General features: G+C 64.3%; 19 protein-coding genes and 1 pseudogene. 11 read left to right on the top strand and 9 right to left on the bottom strand.

The window, feature by feature from the left end:
• The first annotated feature begins 50 nt into the window (after window positions 1-50).
• From M0R89_RS17435 to M0R89_RS17425, 3 genes are all read left to right on the top strand, one after another.
• Window positions 51-539, top strand: coding sequence for a CHRD domain-containing protein (locus M0R89_RS17435; RefSeq protein ID WP_248650352.1), 489 nt, complete (start codon window positions 51-53; stop codon window positions 537-539).
• Window positions 540-591: 52 nt separating this feature from the next.
• Window positions 592-1,047 (top strand): DUF5804 family protein, encoded by a 456-nt coding sequence (locus tag M0R89_RS17430; RefSeq protein ID WP_248650351.1) that lies wholly within the window; start codon window positions 592-594, stop codon window positions 1,045-1,047.
• Window positions 1,048-1,304: 257 nt separating this feature from the next.
• Window positions 1,305-2,015 carry a GIY-YIG domain-containing protein gene (locus tag M0R89_RS17425; RefSeq protein ID WP_248650350.1) on the top strand — a complete coding sequence of 237 codons (711 nt, stop codon included), beginning with the start codon at window positions 1,305-1,307 and terminating at the stop codon, window positions 2,013-2,015.
• Here M0R89_RS17425 and M0R89_RS17420 read toward each other — a convergent pair.
• Window positions 2,012-3,088, bottom strand: coding sequence for a PLP-dependent cysteine synthase family protein (locus M0R89_RS17420; RefSeq protein WP_248650349.1), 1,077 nt, complete (start codon window positions 3,086-3,088; stop codon window positions 2,012-2,014). The genes M0R89_RS17425 and M0R89_RS17420 overlap by 4 nt on opposite strands.
• 175 nt (window positions 3,089-3,263) lie before the next feature.
• On the opposite strand from M0R89_RS17420, the gene M0R89_RS17415 reads away from it, so the two are divergent.
• Window positions 3,264-3,635: a thioredoxin family protein gene (locus M0R89_RS17415; RefSeq protein ID WP_248650348.1), complete on the top strand. Its 372-nt coding sequence runs from the start codon at window positions 3,264-3,266 to the stop codon at window positions 3,633-3,635.
• A gap of 34 nt (window positions 3,636-3,669) precedes the next feature.
• Here M0R89_RS17415 and M0R89_RS17410 read toward each other — a convergent pair whose 3' ends face one another.
• The 3 genes from M0R89_RS17410 to M0R89_RS17400 all read right to left on the bottom strand — a co-directional run bounded on the left by M0R89_RS17410 (window position 3,670) and on the right by M0R89_RS17400 (window position 8,857).
• The gene (locus M0R89_RS17410) at window positions 3,670-5,793 is read right to left on the bottom strand and encodes a CHAT domain-containing protein (RefSeq protein WP_248650347.1); all 2,124 of its coding nucleotides are present in this window, start codon (window positions 5,791-5,793) and stop codon (window positions 3,670-3,672) included.
• 43 nt (window positions 5,794-5,836) lie between these two features.
• The gene (locus M0R89_RS17405) at window positions 5,837-6,598 is read right to left on the bottom strand and encodes a DUF7504 family protein (protein ID WP_248650346.1); all 762 of its coding nucleotides are present in this window, start codon (window positions 6,596-6,598) and stop codon (window positions 5,837-5,839) included.
• Window positions 6,599-6,691: 93 nt separating this feature from the next.
• Entirely contained in the window at window positions 6,692-8,857 is a 2,166-nt protein-coding gene (locus M0R89_RS17400; RefSeq protein ID WP_248650345.1) for a thioredoxin domain-containing protein, read from the bottom strand.
• 262 nt (window positions 8,858-9,119) lie between these two features.
• Between M0R89_RS17400 and M0R89_RS17395 the strand changes: the two genes are divergently transcribed.
• From M0R89_RS17395 to M0R89_RS17385, 3 genes are all read left to right on the top strand, one after another.
• Window positions 9,120-9,449 (top strand): DUF5789 family protein, encoded by a 330-nt coding sequence (locus M0R89_RS17395; protein ID WP_248650344.1) that lies wholly within the window; start codon window positions 9,120-9,122, stop codon window positions 9,447-9,449.
• Between the two features lie 117 nt (window positions 9,450-9,566).
• Window positions 9,567-10,067, top strand: a complete 501-nt coding sequence (locus M0R89_RS17390; RefSeq protein ID WP_248650343.1) for an Lrp/AsnC family transcriptional regulator — start codon at window positions 9,567-9,569, stop codon at window positions 10,065-10,067.
• Between the two features lie 170 nt (window positions 10,068-10,237).
• On the top strand, window positions 10,238-10,603 hold the full coding sequence (locus M0R89_RS17385) for a DUF7344 domain-containing protein (protein ID WP_248650342.1): 366 nt from the start codon (window positions 10,238-10,240) through the stop codon (window positions 10,601-10,603).
• 36 nt (window positions 10,604-10,639) lie between these two features.
• Here M0R89_RS17385 and M0R89_RS17380 read toward each other — a convergent pair whose 3' ends face one another.
• Together M0R89_RS17380 and aglJ are read right to left on the bottom strand one after the other, a co-directional pair.
• Window positions 10,640-12,328: an acetate--CoA ligase gene (locus M0R89_RS17380; protein WP_248650341.1), complete on the bottom strand. Its 1,689-nt coding sequence runs from the start codon at window positions 12,326-12,328 to the stop codon at window positions 10,640-10,642.
• Between the two features lie 70 nt (window positions 12,329-12,398).
• Window positions 12,399-13,304: an S-layer glycoprotein N-glycosyltransferase AglJ gene (aglJ, locus tag M0R89_RS17375; RefSeq protein WP_248650340.1), complete on the bottom strand. Its 906-nt coding sequence runs from the start codon at window positions 13,302-13,304 to the stop codon at window positions 12,399-12,401.
• Between the two features lie 283 nt (window positions 13,305-13,587).
• Here aglJ and M0R89_RS17370 point away from each other — a divergent pair, with 283 nt between their 5' ends.
• From M0R89_RS17370 to M0R89_RS17360, 3 genes are all read left to right on the top strand, one after another.
• Window positions 13,588-14,193 carry a flagellin gene (locus tag M0R89_RS17370; RefSeq protein WP_248650339.1) on the top strand — a complete coding sequence of 202 codons (606 nt, stop codon included), beginning with the start codon at window positions 13,588-13,590 and terminating at the stop codon, window positions 14,191-14,193.
• Between the two features lie 119 nt (window positions 14,194-14,312).
• The gene (locus M0R89_RS17365; protein WP_248650338.1) at window positions 14,313-15,455 is read left to right on the top strand and encodes a glycosyltransferase; all 1,143 of its coding nucleotides are present in this window, start codon (window positions 14,313-14,315) and stop codon (window positions 15,453-15,455) included.
• Between the two features lie 61 nt (window positions 15,456-15,516).
• Window positions 15,517-16,659 carry a glycosyltransferase gene (locus M0R89_RS17360; protein WP_248650337.1) on the top strand — a complete coding sequence of 381 codons (1,143 nt, stop codon included), beginning with the start codon at window positions 15,517-15,519 and terminating at the stop codon, window positions 16,657-16,659.
• A gap of 18 nt (window positions 16,660-16,677) precedes the next feature.
• Here M0R89_RS17360 and M0R89_RS17355 read toward each other — a convergent pair whose 3' ends face one another.
• From M0R89_RS17355 to M0R89_RS23470, 3 genes and pseudogenes are all read right to left on the bottom strand, one after another.
• On the bottom strand, window positions 16,678-17,601 hold the full coding sequence (locus M0R89_RS17355) for an alkaline phosphatase family protein (RefSeq protein WP_248650336.1): 924 nt from the start codon (window positions 17,599-17,601) through the stop codon (window positions 16,678-16,680).
• A gap of 72 nt (window positions 17,602-17,673) precedes the next feature.
• A complete protein-coding gene (locus M0R89_RS17350; RefSeq protein ID WP_248650335.1) occupies window positions 17,674-18,288 on the bottom strand; it encodes a glycosyltransferase family protein in 615 nt (204 codons plus the stop codon).
• A 15-nt stretch (window positions 18,289-18,303) separates the two neighbouring features.
• Window positions 18,304-18,738, bottom strand: a pseudogene (locus M0R89_RS23470) (glycosyltransferase); the annotation flags it as partial.
• A gap of 159 nt (window positions 18,739-18,897) precedes the next feature.
• On the opposite strand from M0R89_RS23470, the gene M0R89_RS17345 reads away from it, so the two are divergent.
• Window positions 18,898-20,235, top strand: a complete 1,338-nt coding sequence (locus M0R89_RS17345) for a sulfatase-like hydrolase/transferase (protein WP_368408885.1) — start codon at window positions 18,898-18,900, stop codon at window positions 20,233-20,235.
• Window positions 20,236-20,605 lie beyond the last annotated feature (370 nt).

Here is a 20,605-nt window from a genome sequence, read left to right as displayed (position 1 = left end):
GACGAAACCGTTTTGACCGCGCCGGTCGCCCGTCCGGTCGGGGGAGGGAAATGAGACACTACACCAGACGGCGTGTTCTCGCGGCGCTCGGAGGCGGCGTTGCCGGGCCGTCGGCGCTCCGACGAAATTCGGGCGGCGAGACTTTCGGCGCGTGGCTGACCGGGGATAGCGAGGTCCCGCCGGTAGAGACCGACGCTTTCGGTTTCGCGGGTTTTCGGCTCCCGCCGGACGAGTCGCACATCGACTACTGGCTAATCGCGGCGAACATCGAGAACGTCGAGGAGTCGCACGTCCACAAGGGACCGCCCGACCTGAACGGCAACGTCGTGGCGTACCTGTTCGGTCCGGCACGCGACCCCGTGACGAGGACCGGCCTGCTCGCGTCCGGACGACTGACCGACGACGGGATGATATGGCCGCTGACCGACGTCGCCGACATGGTCGAACAGATGCGCGCGGAGAACGTCTACGTGAACGTCCACACCACCGCGCATCCCGAAGGCGAGATTCGAGGACAAATCCGGCCACTCGACGGCTGAGTCCTCGTCTCGGAACGAAATCGCTTTACGACGGTGGTCCCTTCGACCACGTGTGACTCGGGTCTGTCTCGTCGGGTCCGACGGCGTGGACCTCCGCACCGAACTCGTCTCGCGCGAGACCGCTCGCGAGGCGCTGGCGACCTACGACCTCCGGGAGCAGTACCGCAACTCGCTGGCGCTCGACACCATCAGCCTCGGGTCGGCAGTCGCCCTGCTGGGCGACCTGAACTGGTATCTCGTTCGGTTCACCGACGACGCGCTCGTCCTCGAACCGAGCGTCAGCGAGACCGAGTGGCTCTCTCGCGACCTCGCGGAGGCGGTCCGCGACGGCGAAATCGACCCCGAGGAGACCGACGAGTACCTCAAGGTCTACGGTCTGACCGCCGAGCGGGAACTCGTCGAACCAATGTATCTGACCCGACAGGACGGCGAGTTGCCCGACTACGACCTCCGGGAAGTCGAGGACACCGTGGTCGTGCGCGTGACCGACTCGGAGTTCGGCGACTGAGGGTTGTCCGAACTGCTTAGTTCGCGAACACCGAAAGTTTAAACGAACGTCATCGGCGTGGGTAGACGTATGGTTGTTGGGCTCGTGAGTCGTTGTGGTTCAAAATCGCCGGAGGCAGAACGTCCGAAGGACTTGTCTCCGGATTCGATTCTCTCTGAAGAGCTTCATCACTACGCCGAGCGAGTCCACGCGAGCTTGTGCGTTCGTTCGCCTGAACACGGTCTACTCGAATCCGAGTACGACCGAACGGTGGACCGATGACTCGACGAACAGACCTCGACCGATTCTACGGCCTGCTTCACGAACTTCGAGAACGGGTCGGCGGGTACCGATATCTGGCGAACTCCACCGGTCGCATGGACTGGCCCGACCGTGGCGTGTACTTCTTCTTTGCCCGTGAAGTATCTCGAACCGACGACGACCAACCGCGGGTCGCTAGGGTCGGTACTCACGCCGTTTCGGAGGGAAGCGGTACTACGCTCTGGGACCGGCTTCGAGGCCACCGCGGAACGTTCAGCGGCGGTCACGAGGACGGAGGCAACCATCGAGGCTCCGTCTTTCGTCTGAGAGTCGGAGAGGCACTCATCGACCGCGAGGGGTTGGCCGACGAGTATCCGTACTGGGGTGAGGGGTCGAGTGCTCCCAAAGACGGTCTCCGAGACGAGGAGTACGACATGGAGAAGCGGGTCAGCTTCTACGTTCGCGGCATGCCGTTGCTCTGGGTCGACGTAGACGACGAACCGGGCCCAGATAGCGACCGCGCGTACATCGAACGGAACGCGATAGCGCTACTGAGTAACTATCGACGGGAGTCGCTCGACCCTCGAGATACGCGGTGGCTGGGGACGAGCAGTTCGAGTCCGGAGATTCGCCAGTCGGGACTGTGGAACGTGGACCACGTCGAAGAGGACTACGACCCGGCGTTTCTAGACGTGTTCGAAGAATACGTCGCCGAGACTGGTTATTAATCGAACATCCCGGTCGAGAGGTACCGTTCGCCGCTGTCGGGGAACACCGTCACCACGAGCGGGCAGTCGTCGTAGCCGTCGAGTGCGCCGCCGTCCGATTGCACTTCGGTCGTCGCTCCGCCAGCGGGCCCCGGTTCTCCCCCGTCAGAGGCTATCAGGTCCTCGATTTCGTCGGGGGCCTCCGGGCAGTTCAGTTCGGGTTGAGCGATGCGCTCGGCCACCCGGTTGGCGGCGACCGACGCCGCGCCGGACGACTGGCCGACGAGGATGCCCTCCTCGCGGGCGATTCGGCGTGCCTCCGCTTCGGCGTCCTCCAGCGCGACGGGTTCGACCGAATCGAGCAGGTCGGTGTCGAGCAGGTCGCTGACGAACCCCGGACCCATCCCCTGATAGTCGTCGTCGCCGGACTCGCCCGTCGAGAGGACGCCGTCGGACTCGTCCGACGAGCCCTCACTCAGTTCCCTCGTGAGGACCGCGTTTCGCTCGGGTTCGACCGCGACGACCTCCATGTCGGGGAACTCCTCGCGCAGGCGCGATGCGGTGCCGGTGATGGTGCCGCCGGTGCCCACGCCCGCGACGAAGGCGTCGATTTCCCGGCCCTCGACCTGTTCGAGAATCTCCTCGGCGGTCGTCCGGTAGTGGGCCTCGGCGTTCGCGGGGTTCTCGAACTGGCCCATCTGGACGACGCCCTCGGCCTCGGCGAGGCGGTCGGCGCGCTCGCGGGCGTGCTCCATCTCGCCCTCGACGAGTTCGAGGTCCGCGCCGTAGGCCCGAAGCAGTTTCCGGCGTTCGGGCGATTTCGATTCGGGCATCACGATGGTCAGGTCGTAGCCACGCGCCGCGGCCGCGACCGCGAGACCGATGCCGGTGTTGCCGCTAGTCGGTTCGACGAGGCGGTCGCCCGGCGAAATCTCCCCGGCGCGCTCGGCGGCCGCTATCATCTCTCGCGCCGGCCGGTCCTTCGCGGACCCGCCGGGGTTGAACCCCTCGACCTTGGCCGCGACCGTCGCGCCCTCCGGCGACGACACCCTGACGAGCGGCGACCCCACCGCGTCCAGGATTGACTCCTTCATTACGAACAGATAGGAGCGGGATGTATAAACGAATGGCGACTGGTGGCAGGACGTGCCGGTATTCGTCCGGACCGACCCGTCCGCCGGCAAACGCGCTCGCGTTCGGTGTCGGGAGAACCACCCCAACTCTGCCCCGACCCGTGCGACTAAACGCGTCGAGCGCCAACTGTCGGCCATGGAGACGACCGAACCGAATCCGACGTGGGACGCCGCGGCGCACAGCGAAGTCGTCGACGCCTTCGAGGCCGGCGTCGGCGAAGTCACCTACCGCGTCTGGGGCGCAGACTGGTGTGGCGACTGCCGTGACGTACTCCCCGACTTCTTCGCGGCGCTGGAGGCCGCGGGCGTGGCCGACGACCAGATCGAGGTCTACGAGGTCGACCGCGACAAGGACGGCCCGAAGGTCGAGGAGTACGACGTGTCGCTCATCCCGACCGTGGTAGTCGAACACGGCGGCGAGGAGATAGCGCGCTTCGAGGAGTCCGAGGACCGACCCGCGGCGGAGTACGTCGCAGAGCGACTACTCGACGCCGACGTGATGGCCTGACACCGGGCGTCGACTCTTCTCGACGCCGAACTACTTACTCGCCATCGAACCACTCGTCGGTCCACCGGAGTTCGTCGTCGACGAGTATCGGACCGGGGTCGTTTCCGAACCCTTCTCGCATCTCCTCGACCGTGTTCTCGAACCGCTTAGAACCGGGCACCGTGTAGAGTCCCTCTTCGCCGTCCCGCAGATACGAGTGCACCACCGTCCCGACTGCGAACTCCGCGCTCGGATAGCTCGTCATCCGAACCCGGACTCCTTCGGTGTGCGACGTCGCGTCCGAGTCGCTGTCGAACTCGCACAGCGACGGGGTACCGTCTTCACACTGGGCCACTGCGACGCTCGGGTCCCCGACCGCGACGTAGTGACGACCGATGCTCGTGTACTCTTCGACGATTGCGAGTGCGCTGCCGACGGCGAACCCGTAGTTGAGTAACTGCGCGAACGTCTCGCCGACCTCGACTGCGCCCGAATTGCCGACGTCGCCCCAACTCACGATGGCCGCGCGAGCGCCCGCTTCCACGAGTGAGACGCCTTGGTCGTGGGACCGACAGGCGTTGAGCAGAATCGTCGTCGCTCCGGTCTCGTCGACCGTTTCGGCGTCGAGGAGACCGTCGGAACACGCTAACCCGCGACCGTCGACGTGGCCGATGAAGTGGAACAGGTCGCGGTCGGCCGCCAACAGCGTCCGGAGTTCGTCGGTCGTGACGCCGAACCGACAGTCCACCTCGAACGGGACCTCGTCGCGCGCGCCGTACACGTCCGAGACGGCGTCCCACTCCTCGCGCATCTCCTCGTCGTTGCAGACGACGGTCACTTCGATGACACCGTCGGTGGACTCCGTTCGCTCGTGGCGGAACGCCGCGGCGTGGAGTTTCGTGCCGTGGACCGGCGTCCCGTCGCCGATCCACGCCCGCTCCAGCGCGTCGGCCTCCGGCAGGGGCACGTACTCGTCGGGGTCCGGTACGCCGGCCGCTCGTTCGCCCGACTCAGACGGGAGACCGAGGTCGGCGAGGTCGGAACGACGCTTGAACGAACTCAGCGCGTCTTCTCCCGTGGTGTCGTTCGCACCGACGGTCGCCGGGGCGTCCGGCGTCGCCGCCTTCGCGCGAACTATCGAGAGGTCGTACACCGCGTACGGTAGCAGTTCGAGGCTCTCGGCGACCGGCCGTGCGTAGGTGACGCGACCCCACGTCGGTTTGACCTCCTCGGCGACCGTCTCGGGTACCGAGAGGTACGTCGGGAGGCGCTCGACCGGCGGTGCGTCGTACAGCGTCGCGAAGTCGAGGTCGGCGACGGACTCGACCGCACGGCGCGCGGGGAGTTCGACCGGGTGGAACCCCTCGCCTCTCGTCGCGCAGTCGAGGACGTAGACCCGTTTCAGTAACCGAGCGACCTCGTCACCGAACTCATCTCCCTCGCCGAGACGGTGTGTGAACCCGTCTGTCGTGGTCAGACGGGGCGGGTCGCCGGGCACGACCCTCGCGCCGAGGTAGTACGCTAGCGGTGCGACGGGGAGGACGTGTTCGTAGGTCGCGGGGACGTGGATGGTGATTCCGGTATCCGGGGCATCGAGTTCGTCGGGTATCGCCAACTCGTCGCCGCGTTCGATGCGCGGCGGATGACCCCGGAGCGTGGGCCACGACCGCTCCGGCGACGTCGTTTTCAGCGCCGACCCGAACGTGGATATCGCGTCCATCGCAGCGGCGGGGGCGTCGGGAACCGTAATCGTCGCCGCGGGAGTGTTGTGCGGCAACCGGGCCCCGAGTTCGACTTCGACGTCGCCCCCGAACTCGAACCGGAGGCCATCGTCCGTTCGTTCGGTGCTGATAGACGACGGTACCCTGAGGTACATTTTGACGGGGCCAGTCACTTCGAGGAGATACTCGCCGTCGTCGAACTCCCGATTCGTCACGGGGTCGAGGTCACAGAGATACGCGCCGTCACTCCGACGAACACTGACCTGAACGGCGTACCGGAAGCGGATTTCGGACGTGACGAACCGCCGAGCGGCCGATACCGGGTAGACGAACCCGTCGGTGTCGGCCGGTTCGGGCGAGACCGACCCCGGCGTGTAGAGGGCAACTCGGTTGCTCCCGACGGGGTCGATTACGGCGATACCGGATTCGTCGTCGGGTGAGTCGAATCGTGGGTTCATGTTGGTGGTCTCGTTTCGCGTCGGAGAGTTGGTTGTCGGGGAGTTACAGCGGGAACCAGTCGGTCACGAGGTCGTGGCTCGACACGTGCCAGCGCTCCTCGGCGTGGTGGTCGTCCCGGCCGCCGTCGACCGCGCGAATCTCGACCACGGCGTCGAAGTCGTCGGCGAGTCGCTCGGCACGCTCGCTGTCGTACGGTTCGGTCAGCACGTAGTGGCCCATCGCGTCGTAGTCGTCGACGTAGCCGGTGACGACCTGCAGACACCGGTGTACGACGCCGGCGTCGTAGTGCTCGAAGAGCGCGCCGAGGGAGTCGACGCCGACCCGCAACTGGGCCGGGCGGAGTCCCCCGGCGTGTCGGTTGAACGTCGCCATCGACTCGGCGAGTTCGGCCTGCAGACCCGCGAGTTGCGGGTCCACGACCCGCCGCTCCGAGAGGTCGCTCAGCGGCGGGGCATTGCGGGACGCTCCGGCGTCCACGACCGACCGCGGCGGGGACGCGTGATTGACGATTTCTGTCGTCTCGGCGAATTCTCCCGGCGTCTCCTCGGGGTCGGGCAGGCGCTCGACGACGCTCTGTGCGCTCGCGTCAGTGACCGCCAGCAGTCGATAGCGCCGTTCTTCTGGTCCCCCGAGCAGGCCCGCGCTGGCTTCGGTGAACAGGCGACGCGGCGCGTCCCCCACGACCAGCAGGTTACACCCGTCGGCCTTCAGTTCCCGTAGCACGTCGAGAAATCGAGGCTCGTCCTCCGAGGAGGAAGCGTCGTCGGAAGTAGCCCCCCGATAACCGGAACTCCCTGCGCTCATTGGCAAAATCGTTGAAGATGTGTTGTTAATAAACTTTCGCACCCCGGGACCGGGAATCTACCGGCCGACGCGGGGTCGAACCCCGGCCCGCGTTCAGGCGCTCTCGTCGGCCCAGTCGAGCGCCGCGGCGAGGTCGGTCTCCGGGGGCGAACAGGCGAACTCTCGGCAGACGTAGACCGTCGGTTCGCCGTCGGTCCGCCCGCGCTCGGCCCAGATGGGCGGGGCTTCGCCGAGTCCGAGTCGGTCGAGCCACGTCGAGAGTTCCCCGTCGGTCGGGGGTCGGCGCGACAGCAGACGACCGGGCAGGTATCGCTCGGCGAGCGTCTCGCGCCACGCCTCCGGCAGGTCGTCGGCGACCGCGGTGACTTCGAGCGACCCGCGGGCGTAGCGGTCGGCCGCGAGCGCGAGCGAGGCGTGCTGCAGCGGGTTCGACCGAATCTCCTGCGCCCGGGTTTCGAGGACGCGCTCGGCGACGTCGGCGAACTCGTCGTCCGGCGTGAACTCGGCGAGCGCGAGTAAAGTGTCGGCCGCGACGCCGAGGCTGGAGGGCGTCGACTGGTCGCGTGGCTCCTGCGGTCGGGCGACCAGTTCCTCGCCGCGCTCGGGGGTGAAGTAGATGGTTCCGGCGTCGGCGTCCCAGAACTCGTCGGTGACGGCCGCCGCGAGGTCCAGCGCGAAGCCGAGGTGGTCGGGGTCGCCGGTCGCCTCGTAGAGGTTCAGCGCGCCCCGAGCGAGGAAGGCGTAGTCTTCGAGGTAGCCCTCGATGGCCACGTCGCCGTCCTTGAATCTGCGAGCGAGTCGCTCCTCCTGCGGGTCCCACAGTTGCTCGCGGACGAACCCGAGCGCGTCGGCCGCGAGGTCGGCGTAGCGGTCGTCGCCGAGGACGAGAGCGCCCTCCGCGAGCGCCGAAATCATGAGGCCGTTCCAGCCGGCCAGCACCTTCTCGTCACGCCGCGGCCGGACGCGCTCCTCGCGCGCCTCGAAGACCCGCTCGCGGACGCTCTCGACGGTCTCCTCGACCTCTCGCTCGCTCATCCCGTACTCGTCGGCGAGGTCGGCGACCGACTCGCTGACGGTCAGGACCGTCTTCCCCTCGAAGTTGCCCGACTCGGTGACGCCGAACCGGTCGCAGAAGAGGTCCGCGGCGGTGTCGTCGTCCGCGGACTCGTCGGTCCGCTCGCCGCTCGCGACCGCGTCCCGAATCTGGTCGGGCGTCCAGACGTAGAACTTGCCCTCCTCGCCGTCGCTCTGGGCGTCGAGCGTGCTGTAGAACCCGCCGTCGGGATGGGTCATCTCGCGCTCGACGAACGCGAAGGTCCGGCGCGCGGCGGTCGCGTACCGGTCGTCGCCCGCGACCTGATAGCCCGCGAGCATCGCCCGCGAGAGTTCGGCGTTGTCGTAGAGCATCTTCTCGAAGTGGGGCACGACCCACTCGCGGTCCACGGTGTAGCGGTGGAACCCGCCGCCGACGTGGTCGAAGAGGCCGCCCTCGGCCATCGCCGAGAGCGCCTCCGTGGCGACTGCGCGGTACTCGTCGGCGGTATCGTCGCCCGCGCCCCCGTCGCGTTCGGCGCGCTCTGCGGCGCGCAGGAGCAGGTGGATGCGCCCGGCCTGCGGGAACTTCTGGCCGGTGCCGAACCCGCCGTGTTCGCGGTCGGCGCTCCGGACCGCGGCGTCGGCGGCCGATTCGAGCAGGTCCTCGCCGGGGGCCTCGCCGGGGTCGGGGACGGATTCGAGTTCGCCCTCGATGGCGTCGGTCCACTGGTCGACCCGCCGGTCCATCTCCCGGCGCTCGTCGTCCTCGGCCCACGAGTCGGCGATGTTTTCGAGCAGGTCGCGGAAGCCGGGTTGGCCCCGCTTGGCCTCCTTCGGGAAGTAGGTCCCGACGTAGAACGGTCGGCCGTCGGGGGTGAGCCACACCGACAGCGGCCACCCGCCCCGGCCCGAGACGGCCTGACAGATGGTCTGATAGATGCTGTCGAGGTCCGGGCGCTCCTCGCGGTCCACCTTGATGGGGACGAAGTTCTCGTTCAGCACCTCGGCGGTCGCCTCGTCCTCGAAGCTCTCTTCCTCCATGACGTGACACCAGTGGCAGGCCGAGTAGCCGACCGACAGGAAGATGGGCACGTCGCGCTCTCGGGCGGCGTCGAGCGCGGCGTCGTCCCACGGTTGCCAGTTGACCGGATTGTCGGCGTGCTGGCGGAGGTACGGACTCGCCTCCTCGTCGAGTCGGTTGCGCGCGGTGGGGTCGTCGGTCATGGCTGAAGCGAGGGGCTTGACGGACGTAAAGGCGGGGTTCCCGGCTACCGAGGGCCGTCGGTGCGGTCGGTCCGTCTACGGGCACTATCCGGAGCGAATCAGTAGGACGTTCTATAGATGTCTCAAAAGCGTCTATAACGTTCTGAAACACTTATATACAATTCTCATCTGACAGCGACTGACCGCGAACCCACTCCGCGCCCGAGACAGATTAGAAATCCGAGTAGTGAGTTTTTCATTCCGCGAGAGAGAAGCCACGCACATGGGCGTGAGGCCACCACCGTCGAACTCGGACGGAGGTCCCGACGTCATCGAGTTCGGCATCGCCGAAGTGGCGGCCGAACTCGACGGCGGCGACCTCTCGTTCCCGGCGACCGGCGACGAAGTCGTGCAGGCACTCTCGAACCCGCGCATCAAGTACGACGCCGACGGCCACACCGTACCGCTCGCGGAGGCCGTCGCGGAAGTCGAGCGCGACCGGTTCGACGACCAGCAGGAGTTCCTGAACGCGCTCCACCCCGTCTTCGAACGCTACCGGAACTCCCGAACGCCGGGCGTCATCGAGCGCGTTCGAGCGGCGTTGCCGCTCTGAATCGGTTTCTGGCTTCTAACTTTCCGGTCGCTTCGCGGAGGCCGGGCGTTCGTGTCCGCTCTGCGGGAGAGTCGAGTCCGCCCTGCCACCTATTGTCGTGGCTACCCGAATCCGGGTATGGTCAAGTTGGACAACGTGGACCGAGGAATCCTGCACGAACTCCAGATGGACGCGCGCAACCGGACGGCCCAAGAAATCGCGGACAAGGTCGACGTCTCCGCCAGCACGGTCCGCAACCGAATCGAGCAACTCGAAGACGACGGAATCATCGAGGGCTACCATCCGAAAATCGACTACGAGGCGGCCGACCTCCCGCTCCAAGTGCTGTTCGTCTGTACGGCACCGCCGTCCGAGCGGACCGCGATGGTCGAACAGATACTCGACATTCGCGGGGTCGTGGACGTTCGGGAAACGCTGACGGGCCAGCGGAACCTGTTCGTCGAGGCGGTCGGGACCGGCACGTCCGACACCGTCCGCATCACCGACGCCATCCACGAAGTCGGCCTCTCGATAGAGAGTTCGGAAATCCTGCGCCAGCGCCGGGTGCAACCGTTCAACCACTTCTTCTTCACAGACCCGTACGACGACGATGAGGACGACGACCCAGATGACGCGTAATCAGGCGGAAACTCGCTCGCTGTGGAATGCGCAGTATCGCGGGACGAGACGCGGGTAGACACACCGAACCGTGTGCCCGCCTCAAGAGAGCGCGCGTAAACTGCGCTATCTGCATCCCATTATTTATCTGCCAGACAACACTTATCCCCGTCGAAGGCCACCGTTCTAGCATGGAAAACGAAGCCTCTGAGACGAACGGGTTGGGATTCGAGGTCGGAGGCGACCGTCAAGACGAACTCTTCAGTGTCTTGTCTCATCCCTACCGCCGTTTTGTCCTTCAGCACCTCCAGACCGCGGATAGCCCGATTCCGGTGGCCGAACTGACGACGGAACTGGTCGCGTGGGAGAGAAGCCAGTCCGAAATAGGTCGCTCGGGTGACGAACGGACGCGCGTCGGCGTCTCTCTCGTCCACAATCACCTGCCGAAGATGGCCGACGCGAGGGTCGTCGAGTACGACGCGACCCGACAGACGGTTACGCTCGTAGACGACACCGACGAAGTTCACACCCACCTCCAAGCGATGGCGAGCGACTGAACCGGGGTGGAAGTCCGTCCGTACGACGAGCACCGACTACTCCTGTTCGACTTCGGCCTCCTGCTGGGCGTCGTCCTGTAGTTCCGTCCGGCGAATCTTGCCCGTCACGGTCTTCGGGAGTTCATCGACGAACTCGATTTCGCGGGGGTACTCGTGGGCCGAGAGTTCGTCGCGGACGTGAGTCTTGACGGTCTCCGCGAGGTCCTCGGAGGGGTCGGCGTCGTCGCTCGGCACGACGTAGGCCTTCACGATGTTGCCGCGCTCGCGGTCGGGTTTGGGCACCACGGCGGCCTCCGCGACCGCGGGATGTTCGCCGAGCGAACTCTCGACTTCGAACGGACCGATGCGGTAGCCGGACGAGATGATGACGTCGTCGGCCCGGCCCTCGAACCAGAAGTAGCCGTCCTCGTCCTTCCGGGCGAGGTCCCCCGAGAGGTACCACTCTCCGTCGGGGCCGTCCACGAAGCAGTCGGCGGTCTTCTCCGGTTTCTCCCAGTACTCCGCGAAGAAGCAGGGGTAGTCGCCGCGCTGAGCGATTTCGCCGGTCTCGCCCGGGCCCATCGGTTCGCCCGTCTCGGGGTCCACCACGTCGGCCTCGATACCGGGCAGGGGTTTGCCCATGCTCCCCGGCTTGAGTTCCATCGTCGGGTAGTTGTTGATTATCATGTTGCCCGTCTCGGTCTGGCCGTAGGTGTCGTGGATGGTGACGCCCAGCGTTTCCTCGCCCCAGTCCACCACGCCCGCCGAGAGCGGTTCGCCGATGGAGAGCGCGTGGCGGAGGTTCAAATCCACGCCCTCCAGCACGTGTTCTTTCTCCCGGAGCATCCGGTAGGCCGTGGGGACGCTGAACAGGACCGAAATCGGATACTCGTCCAGCAGGTCGGCCCACGTCTCGGGGTCGAACTCGCCCTCGTAGGTGAACAGCGACGCGCCCCAGAACCACGCCCCGAGCGTGTTGATGGGACCGGTCAGCCACCCGAGGTCGGCCGTAGACCAGTAGAGGTCGCCGGGTTGGAGGTCCACCGCGTACTTCTGGGTCGCGGCGACGCCCGCGACCCACCGCTGTTTGTGGCGGACGCCCTTCGCGGGACCGGTCGTCCCGCTGGTGTAGTAGAGGAGCGCGTCGTCCTCGGCCTCGGTTCGGGCGACCTCGTACTCGCCGCTGGCGTCGTCCAGCGCGTCGGCGAACGCGAGGTCGTCGTCGGCCACCGCGCTCTCGCCGCGGTCCACCGTGACGACGTGTTCGACCGACGGTGCGTCGTCGAGCGCCTGTCCGACCGTCTCGCGGTTGTCGCCGGTCGTCACGACCACCGAGGCGTCGCAGTCGTCGAGGCGGTAGGCGATGCCGTCCGGGCCGAACCGCTCGTTGACGCCGCCGAACACCGCCTCGCGCTTGAGCGTCCCGACCAGCGCGACGTAGTGTTCCGGAATCCGGGGCATGTACGAGAACACGCGGTCGCCTCGCTCGACGCCCAACTCTTCGAGGACGTTGGCGAACCGACTGGACTGGTCGGCCAGTTCCCGGAACGTCGTCTCCGTGAGGTCGCCGTCCTCGCCGACCTGATAGAGCGCGACGCTCTCACCGTCGTCCGCGTGGCGGTCGCAGACCTCGTGGCCGACGTTGAGTTCCTCCGGCGCGTCCCAGTCGGCGTCGGCGAACACGTCGTCCCACGAGAACGATTCGCGAACCGCGTCGTAGTCCGAGAGGTTGTGATTGTCACCCATGCAGGAAAATTATGTTCGGGTATCCAGATAACTCTACCGTCGATTTCGACCGGAACGACGAGAAGGGGCCTCACTTCATCCGTCGCATCTGTTCGCGGTGGAGCGTCACGATGAGGTCCGAGAGGACACCGAACATCAGCAACTGGACCCCGAACAGGATGGCGAACGCGGCGACGATGGCGAGTACCTCGTGGGACGTGTTGGCCGGACCGAACCACTCGTAGCCCACGTACGCGCCGATGATGACGCCGATTAGCGAACTCAGAACGCCGACGCTCCCGAAGTAGAACAGCGGATTGCTAGTCTTCGCCAACTGGTAGAGCGTGATCAGGATGACCCCGCCGTCCCGAATCGGGTGGAGGTTGGTGTCCGACTCGTCGGGTCGCGCCTCGTAGCGTATCGGCACCACCGTCGTCGGCACGCCGTGCTTGACGCACTCGACGGCGAGTTCGGTCTCGACGCCGAAGCCGTCGGCGTCGAGATAGAAGTTCTCCACCGACTCGCGGGTGAACGCCCGGTAGCCGCTCAGGATGTCCTCGAAGTCCTTGCCGTGGATGGTGCGGAACACCCAGTTGAACAGGCCGTTGCCGAACTCGTTGAAGCGACTCATCGCGCCCTCCTCCATGTCGGCGAAGCGGTCGCCGATGACGTGTTCGTACTCGCCGTTCACCAGCGGTTCGAGCATCGCGTCGGCGTCCTCGGGTCGGTAGGTGCCGTCGCCGTCCAGCATCAGGACGTACTCGGCCTCGATGTGCTGGATCGCTTCCCTGACCGCCTGCCCCTTTCCGGACCCCGATTGGCACATGACGCGCGCCCCGTGGTCGCTGGCGATGTCGGTCGTCCCGTCCGACGAGTTCCCGTCGACGACGAGGACGTTCTCGTATCCGCGGTCGGTGAATCCGTCGATAACCTCGCCGATGGTCTCGGCCTCGTTCAAAGTCGGGATGAGAACGCAGACGTCCTCGCTGTCGGCCATTGAGAGGGAGTGGTCACCACGAGCGCAAAAGGCTTACTCTATGACCTTTCGGTCGCCGGGGGTGGCCGCGAAGTCGTTCGCCGCGTCCCCGCAACGACCTTCAGAGTATCCAACAACATATGTTCGTTCGGATATGTTCTGAGCCGCGGATACCGGCCTCTACGAAGTCCGTAAATCGGATTCCGCCGTCCGATTATCACGGCTGAAAACGGACGAATGTTATATATATCGGTGGTGGTACGTCCATGTTGGGAAAGTTCCCGAATACGATACGGTCCGAATAATGACACGGAATTATCTCTCAGCGGTAAAAGATAGAATCGAGAGCGCGGTCAACGACCGCGGTCAGGTGGGTATCGGTACGCTCATCGTGTTCATCGCGATGGTGCTCGTCGCAGCGATCGCAGCGGGCGTGCTTATCAACACCGCCGGATTCCTCCAGACCAAGTCCGAACAGACCGGTCAGGAGAGCAGTGCACAGGTCTCGAACCGCGTGCAGGTCGTCAGTGCGTTCGGTGACGTTGCCAACGAGGAAGTCGAACAGATCAACCTGACGGTGATGCGCGGGTCGGGGTCGGACGACATCAATCTCTCTTCGGCCACGATCGAGTGGATCGGGCCGAACGAGGCGAAGACGCTGACCTACAACGAGACCGCAGACAGCGGTAACTTCACGGTCAGTCCCATCAAGGACCCCGACGGCTCCTCGCCCGTCCTCAACACGCAGGACGACCGGTTCAAGGTCTCGATGAACGCCAGCGCGATTTCGAATCCGCTGGGTGAGGGCGAAGAGGTCAAACTCAAGCTCACCACTCAGTACGGCGCAGTGACCCAGTACCGCGCCAACGTGCCACAGTCGCTCTCCCAAGAGAGCGCTGTCACGATCTAAATCGAATCGCTCGCAAACTGACCTTCCTCTCACTTTCGTCCTGTCCGTCTCTCCTTTTTTGCGTTTAGTCGCGAAGGCCGACCAACAGTATGTTATAGTCCGATTCCATACCCGGTCGTATGAACGCTCTCGTGGCCGTCGCCGGGGCGCTCGTCGCCGCCACGGCACTGCCGTATCTCGCGTATCTCGCCCTCTACGCGGCCGTCGGGGCGAGCGGGTCGGCCGCCGACAAGCGCGACGCCGAACCGACCGTCAGCATCGTCCTGCCGACGTACAACGAGTCGGGAATCATCGAGAAGAAACTCGACGACGTGGTGTCGCTGGACTACCCGATGGAGAAGGTCGAACTGGTCGTCGTCGACTCCAGCGACGACGAGACGCCCGACATCATCGAGGAGTACTTCGCCGACCGCGAGCATCCAGACCTGAACCTCATCCGCGAGCAGGAGCGCCGGGGCCTCGCGCCCGCGCTCAACGACGCCTACGCCGCCGCGGACAACGAGATGGTGGTCAAGACCGACTGCGACTCCTACGTCGCCGACGACGCGCTCAGGGAGGCGGCCGCCAACCTCGCCGACCCGGACGTGGCCGCGGTCACGGGCCAGAACGCCGAGGTCCTCGGCGGAAGCGAGGTCGAGGCCGGCTATCGGGGCGTGCAGGCTCACATCCAGACGCTAGAGTCCCACCTCGACTCGACGCTCATCTTTCACGGTCCCTTCTCGGCGTTCGAGAACGACGCTATCGTCCCCATCGACCCCAACTCGCTGGCCGACGACACCGAACTCGCGCTGAAGATACGCCGGGGCGGCGACCGGGTGATATTCGACCCCGCGGTCCGGTACAAGGAGGCCTCCCACTCGGACTTCGGCAAGCGTCGCCTCCAGAAGGACCGGCGCGGGATGGGCCTGATTCGACTGCTAGCCCAGCACCGCGACGCGCTCGGCAGGTACGGCAACTACGGGCGACTCGTCCTCCCGTTCAACTGGTGGTTCATGGTCGTCTCCCCGTGGCTGGTGGCGCTCGACGTGCTGGCGGTCACGGCCGCCGGAATTGCTGTAGCGGGCGTCGCCGGACTCGCGGTCCCGGCCGCGCTCGCCGGGTTCGTCTGGCTCGGACAGAAGGACTTCCTCGGCCCGCTACAAGCGGTTTACGCGGTCTTCGACTCGCAGGTCTCCCTGCTCCACGCTGCGGTCGAACTGCTCCGCGGGAAGGGCGACGGGACGTGGGAAGTCGACGAGGAGCTTCGGGAGGCGTTCGAATGACACCGCCGCACTTCACTGAAAAGTATTTCAACACTCCGCGGACTATCAGTACTCAGTAATCATGGTCGGGAACACCGCTGGCGCCGAAGACCTCTCCGTCGCCATCCTCCACGATCGTTTTCCCCAAATTGGCGGAGGCGAAACGTTCGCTATCGAAGCGGCACGAACGCTTGACGCCCCGATTTACACGATGTACGTCTCGGCGGGAACCAACCTGCCTAACGACGTGGAAGTCATTCCGATCAGACAGAACAAGTACGCCCGAGGTCTGTCGAAACACCTCCTCGAGTGGAAGAACGAGGGCATGAATCCGCTGGAGACCCTGAGCGTCGCCCTCGACATGACCGACGCTCATCCGGACTTGCAGGACTACGACGTCGTCCTCGAAAGTGCCCCGCTGAGTAAACACTACGTCCCGGATGTAGACCAGACCGTAATACATTATCCGCATAGTCCGCCGCGGTGGCTCTACGACCTCTATCGGGACCGGATGGACTCGTTCGACTATCCCGGCGTTCGCGTCTTCCTCAAGGCCTACGCGAAGTGGTGGCGTGCGCTGGACAAGGAGGCCAACGACTACGTAGACACGTTCGTCGCCAACAGCGAACTCATCCGCGACCGAATCCGCCGGTTCTACGGCCGTGACGCAGAAGTAGTCTATCCGCCAGTCACGGGCGATTGGCGAAACGAGGGTGACGAAGGGTACTTCGTCACTTGGTCGCGGCTCGCCCCCGAAAAGCGGATTCCGATGATTGTAGAGGCGTTTACGGAACTTGACGAACGCCTCGTGGTCGCAGGTGACGGTGAGGAGCGTGAGAAGATAGGGCGCATCGCTGCAGGTCACGACAACATCGAGGTCCGCGGCTTCGTAGAAGATATCGAATCACTCGTTGCGAACGCCACTGCGGTCGTCTACGCGCCCAAGCAGGAAGACTTCGGACTAGTCGGGGCCGAGTCGTTGAGCGCGGGCAAGCCGCTTCTGGGGGTGAACGAGGGGTTCACAAAGTATCAGGTGACGGAGGAAACGGGGCTCCTGTTCGAACCGACAGTAGAGTCGCTTCGGGAGACGGTCCGGCAGTTCGACCCCGAGAAATTCGACGCTGACCGGATTCTCGAGATTGCCGAGCAGTACCGATACGAGGAGTTCCAGGACCGACTGCGAGAGGTCGTAGAGCAGTCCACGACCGAATCTGCGACGGAGTAACTCCCCGAGAGGAGAGCGTTACTTGTATCCGAGGGCTTCGAGTCTGTCGGTCACGTCTCCGTCGGCGTCCGACCGTTCCAGTTCGGGTTCGTACTCACCGGTATCGGTCGCGGTTGTCTCAACCCACGGGACCGTCCGGAGGCAGTCAAGCGGTACGTCGTGCGGGTGTCCGTAGATGCCTGCCTCGCCGAAAGCATTCCCGTGGTCCGCCGAGATCGCTACTCGGTCCGCGTCGATGTTGTCTAGCAGAAGTGCCACATCGTCTAGGACGTATTCGAGGTTCCTTCTGTAGGCCGTCCACGTCTCTTCGTGGTCGAGGTCGCCCGACTGAAGCCGTTTCCAGACCGAAGGTGTCTCTTCTTCGTCGAACGAATCGAGGTCGATACCGTGACCGAGCGACGCGGTGACGAATGGGTAGTGCGGTTGCATGTAATGAACTACGAGTCGTCCCGGTCGGTGATCACGCCACGTTCGGATGGCACGGTCGGTGATGGATCGCGGGAGAATCGTCCCTGCCTCGTCGTCCCACGCATACCGCCACACCTCGTCTACCGTCTCGAAGTCACCGGCGTCTATCGCATCGGCGGAGTACGGATTTCCGGTGACGTAGGCGGTTGAACGTATCTGTTCGGAATACTCCGGTGTGAAGGTCCGGTTCATCCACGTCCGAGACATACTGGCTGGCGAGGGGTGAGTCTCAACGTCTCCGATGAACGAGTATTCGTCGGCGACTTCCCGAAGCAGGTCCACGCGACAGGCATCGAGAATCACGAGAACGTCCCACTCGCGTTCGTACGTGGAGTATCCCGACCGATAGCCGAGACGACCGAGTCGCCGGAGCGCTCCGAGCCACAGCTCGTGGGCCGCGTCCTTCGAGCCTCGTCTGACCCCATTCTGTCGGATGTCGTGGAGAGTTCCCCGTGTCCAGTCAGCCAAAGTCATTACTGAGAGAAGTCGGAACACGGACGAATAAAGACTGCGCTGTCGGCTCCGAGGACGCTTTAACTCCGCCACTCACAGTTCTCGGTACAGTTTGACGTGCTCGCCGGCGACGGCTTCGAAGGAGTTTGCCTCGCGGAAGGAATCCATCTCGCGTTCCAAGGTTTCGAGGTCGGAGACGGCTTCTCGGAGTCTGTCCCCGAGGTCGTCGTCTGGCTCGTACAGCGCAATACCGCCCCATTTGGAGGCGATTCGCTCGAAGTAAGGAATCCGTCGACAGAGCATCGGAACTCGGTACGCGAAACACCAGTTGAGGATACCGCTCTGTCGAATGTCGGAGTAGGACAGCACCGCGAGGTCGGTCGCGGCGAACGCTGCGTGGAAGTCCTCGTCGGGGAGGACGCCCGTGATAGTCAAGTTCGAGGGTGCGTTCGAGCGAATTGATTGGAAGTATTCGCGCTCGTCGTCTCTGCGAGGGCCGCCGGCGACGAGAAACTCGTATTCCGGGAACGAATCGGCCAGTTCGAGCATCACGTCGGTGTTCTTCCGGGGGGCTACGTAGCCTATTTGGGAGACGACCGTCGCATCAGAGTCGATGTCGAACCGCCGTTTCGCCTCCGCGGGAGCTACGTCTCGGGTTCCGCGCACGTCGACGCCGTGGGGAAGCGTTCGCGCGCGAACTCCCGGCACACTGTCCTCGAACGCTTCGACTGCGTTCTCCGAGAGAAAGAGCAACTGGTCGGTTGTCGTTGCGAGGAGTCGATGCGTGAGACGGACATAGGCCCGCTTCGGGCCGACAACCGGCGGTTCCACGATGTCGGGGCGCCACGCTTCGTGCATGGTAACGACGACTGGAACGCCTCGGAGTCGGGTGAGGACGAACAGGATAGGGAAGAACACCCATGCGAACAGGATTCTGGGGGTGAAAAAGGCGTACTCGAACTGGAGGTGAATTACGTCGACGGACGCACAACCCGCGCGCACGGCCGTCCGAACGTGTCGAATCGGACCGGCCCCCTCTTCGAGGTTGAGTCGCTCAACGTTCACCGACTGATCCGAGAGCGCTTTCGAGAGCGTGTCGGCGTACTTTCCGATACCCCCGGCGTCGGACGGTGGGGCGACCAACAGCGTATCGACCATTGTTGGGAGATTGTTCGGAGTGACGTGATAAACTCTTTCCGCGTCGGAACGGCCTCTGCTCAGTCGTGCGTACTGTATGCCGGACCTGGAATTGACCGGCACTACTGCGTAGAGGACGGAATACATTTAACTCCGAGCGAACGTGAGCCCAGACAACCAATGAACGTCGCGCTGGTAGTCCTCGACACATTACGGAAAGACGCCTTCGACAGGCAGTTCGATTGGCTCCCAGGTGTTCAATACGAGAACGCTTGGTCGACTAGCCACTGGACGGTTCCCGCCCACGCATCCCTGTTCACCGGCCGCTACGCCAGCGAAGTCGGCGCATACATGGGTGCCGAGAGCCTCGACTGTGAGCGACCAGTGCTGGCCGAGCAACTCCGCGAGGCAGGATACACTACGCGAGCCTTCAGCGGCAACGTAAACATCTCCCATCAGTTCGGGTACGATCGCGGGTTCGAGCAGTTCGAGGGAAGCTGGCGGCTCCGAGCGCTCGAAGAGACCGTCTTCGATTGGGAGGAGTTCATCGTCGATTCCCGAGATATGGGCCCGAAACGGTATCTACTCGGTCTCTGGCGATGCCTCACCGGCGACTGTGACACCATTCCCTCGCTCAAGCACGGCGTCCAGATGAAGATGCGGGATTGGGGGTACGGACACGAGACCAGAGACGACGGCGCGACCGCCGCGCTCGATATGATTCGGAACGCCGAATTCGGCGACCGGGAGTTCCTGTTCGTGAATCTGATGGAGGCCCACTCACCGTATGATCCTCCGGAGGAGTATCAAACCGTCGAGCCGCCCGAAATCAAGGGATTACAGGCGTCCTTCGCGGACACGGACGTCGACCCCGAGCGAGTCAGGCAGGCCTACCGCGACAGCGTAAGTTACCTTTCCGACATGTACCGGAAGATGTTCGCGGAACTCCGTGAGGACTTCGACGTGATAGTCACCGTGTCGGACCACGGTGAACTCCTCGGCGAGTACGGTGCGTGGGAACACGTCTGGGGTATCCCGCCCGAACTCACGCACGTCCCACTGTCGATCTACGCCCGGGACGGCGTCACCGACGCCGAGAATCTCACCGCCGGCACCCGAGAACAGTCGGTGAGTCTGCTCGACGTTCACCGGACGATTCTCTCGCTCGCTGGAATCGACGCCGACGATTCGCGGGGTAGGGACCTCCTGGAACCCGTCGAAGACGGCGAGTTCCTCACTGAGTATCACGGCCTCTCGGACCGCTACTTCCAGGTACTGGAGAACAACGACATCACCGATTACGAACACCTCAACGACGAACTCAACGGCCTCGTCTACGGTGAGTACTACGGGTACGAGGATTTCGACGGGTTCTCAGAGATCGGCGATTCTCCCTTCAAGGACCCGGAAGTTCACCTCGCTGAGCGAATTGCTGAACTCGACAAACGGCGTGTCGCAGAGGACGACGAACTTGACGACGCCGTGATGGAACAGTTAGAAGACTTGGGATACGCTTGAACCGTTTTCTGTGCGAACGCCCGCGGTCATCGCTCTCGCCGCCGCCGATTACTGATTCCCCCGTCAGTGGAACTGCGAGAATATCTTTTCGCCAACCACGACTGAATCGAGACGGTCACGTCGTGGATAGACGGACTCGTCACGCCCGAAGTGGGGCCACCAGTGACGACCGGCGTCCGTCGAAAAGAACACGGCGTGACTCAACCGGGGGCAACACCGGTTGGAGAATCCGGTTATGCGCCCGTGATCCTCGTCGCGCTGTACGTTACTCGAGTAAAACGTCGAATAGCGATTCGGCTGACACGAGAACCGCTCGGGAATTGCAGGTGTCTGTAGCCCGGAAGAGAAGAGTCACCTTCAAATCCTCATA

Origin of the sequence: Halorussus limi (assembly GCF_023238205.1) — an archaeon.
GTDB lineage: Archaea > Halobacteriota > Halobacteria > Halobacteriales > Haladaptataceae > Halorussus > Halorussus limi.
The sequence above is the reverse complement of the archived record's forward strand: the minus strand, read 5'-3'. Positions and strand labels throughout refer to the sequence as shown.

What these genes read in the sequence shown, in the direction of transcription:
- M0R89_RS17435 (WP_248650352.1), top strand. Translation starts at nt 51, where the DNA reads ATGAGACACTACACCAGACGGCGTGTTCTCGCGGCGCTCGGAGGCGGC.
- M0R89_RS17425 (WP_248650350.1), top strand. Translation starts at nt 1,305, where the DNA reads ATGACTCGACGAACAGACCTCGACCGATTCTACGGCCTGCTTCACGAA.
- M0R89_RS17420 (WP_248650349.1), bottom strand. Translation starts at nt 3,088, where the DNA reads ATGAAGGAGTCAATCCTGGACGCGGTGGGGTCGCCGCTCGTCAGGGTG.
- M0R89_RS17415 (WP_248650348.1), top strand. Translation starts at nt 3,264, where the DNA reads ATGGAGACGACCGAACCGAATCCGACGTGGGACGCCGCGGCGCACAGC.
- M0R89_RS17410 (WP_248650347.1), bottom strand. Translation starts at nt 5,793, where the DNA reads ATGAACCCACGATTCGACTCACCCGACGACGAATCCGGTATCGCCGTA.
- M0R89_RS17405 (WP_248650346.1), bottom strand. Translation starts at nt 6,598, where the DNA reads ATGAGCGCAGGGAGTTCCGGTTATCGGGGGGCTACTTCCGACGACGCT.
- M0R89_RS17400 (WP_248650345.1), bottom strand. Translation starts at nt 8,857, where the DNA reads ATGACCGACGACCCCACCGCGCGCAACCGACTCGACGAGGAGGCGAGT.
- M0R89_RS17395 (WP_248650344.1), top strand. Translation starts at nt 9,120, where the DNA reads ATGGGCGTGAGGCCACCACCGTCGAACTCGGACGGAGGTCCCGACGTC.
- M0R89_RS17390 (WP_248650343.1), top strand. Translation starts at nt 9,567, where the DNA reads ATGGTCAAGTTGGACAACGTGGACCGAGGAATCCTGCACGAACTCCAG.
- M0R89_RS17385 (WP_248650342.1), top strand. Translation starts at nt 10,238, where the DNA reads ATGGAAAACGAAGCCTCTGAGACGAACGGGTTGGGATTCGAGGTCGGA.
- M0R89_RS17380 (WP_248650341.1), bottom strand. Translation starts at nt 12,328, where the DNA reads ATGGGTGACAATCACAACCTCTCGGACTACGACGCGGTTCGCGAATCG.
- aglJ (WP_248650340.1), bottom strand. Translation starts at nt 13,304, where the DNA reads ATGGCCGACAGCGAGGACGTCTGCGTTCTCATCCCGACTTTGAACGAG.
- M0R89_RS17370 (WP_248650339.1), top strand. Translation starts at nt 13,588, where the DNA reads ATGACACGGAATTATCTCTCAGCGGTAAAAGATAGAATCGAGAGCGCG.
- M0R89_RS17365 (WP_248650338.1), top strand. Translation starts at nt 14,313, where the DNA reads ATGAACGCTCTCGTGGCCGTCGCCGGGGCGCTCGTCGCCGCCACGGCA.
- M0R89_RS17360 (WP_248650337.1), top strand. Translation starts at nt 15,517, where the DNA reads ATGGTCGGGAACACCGCTGGCGCCGAAGACCTCTCCGTCGCCATCCTC.
- M0R89_RS17355 (WP_248650336.1), bottom strand. Translation starts at nt 17,601, where the DNA reads ATGACTTTGGCTGACTGGACACGGGGAACTCTCCACGACATCCGACAG.
- M0R89_RS17345 (WP_368408885.1), top strand. Translation starts at nt 18,898, where the DNA reads ATGAACGTCGCGCTGGTAGTCCTCGACACATTACGGAAAGACGCCTTC.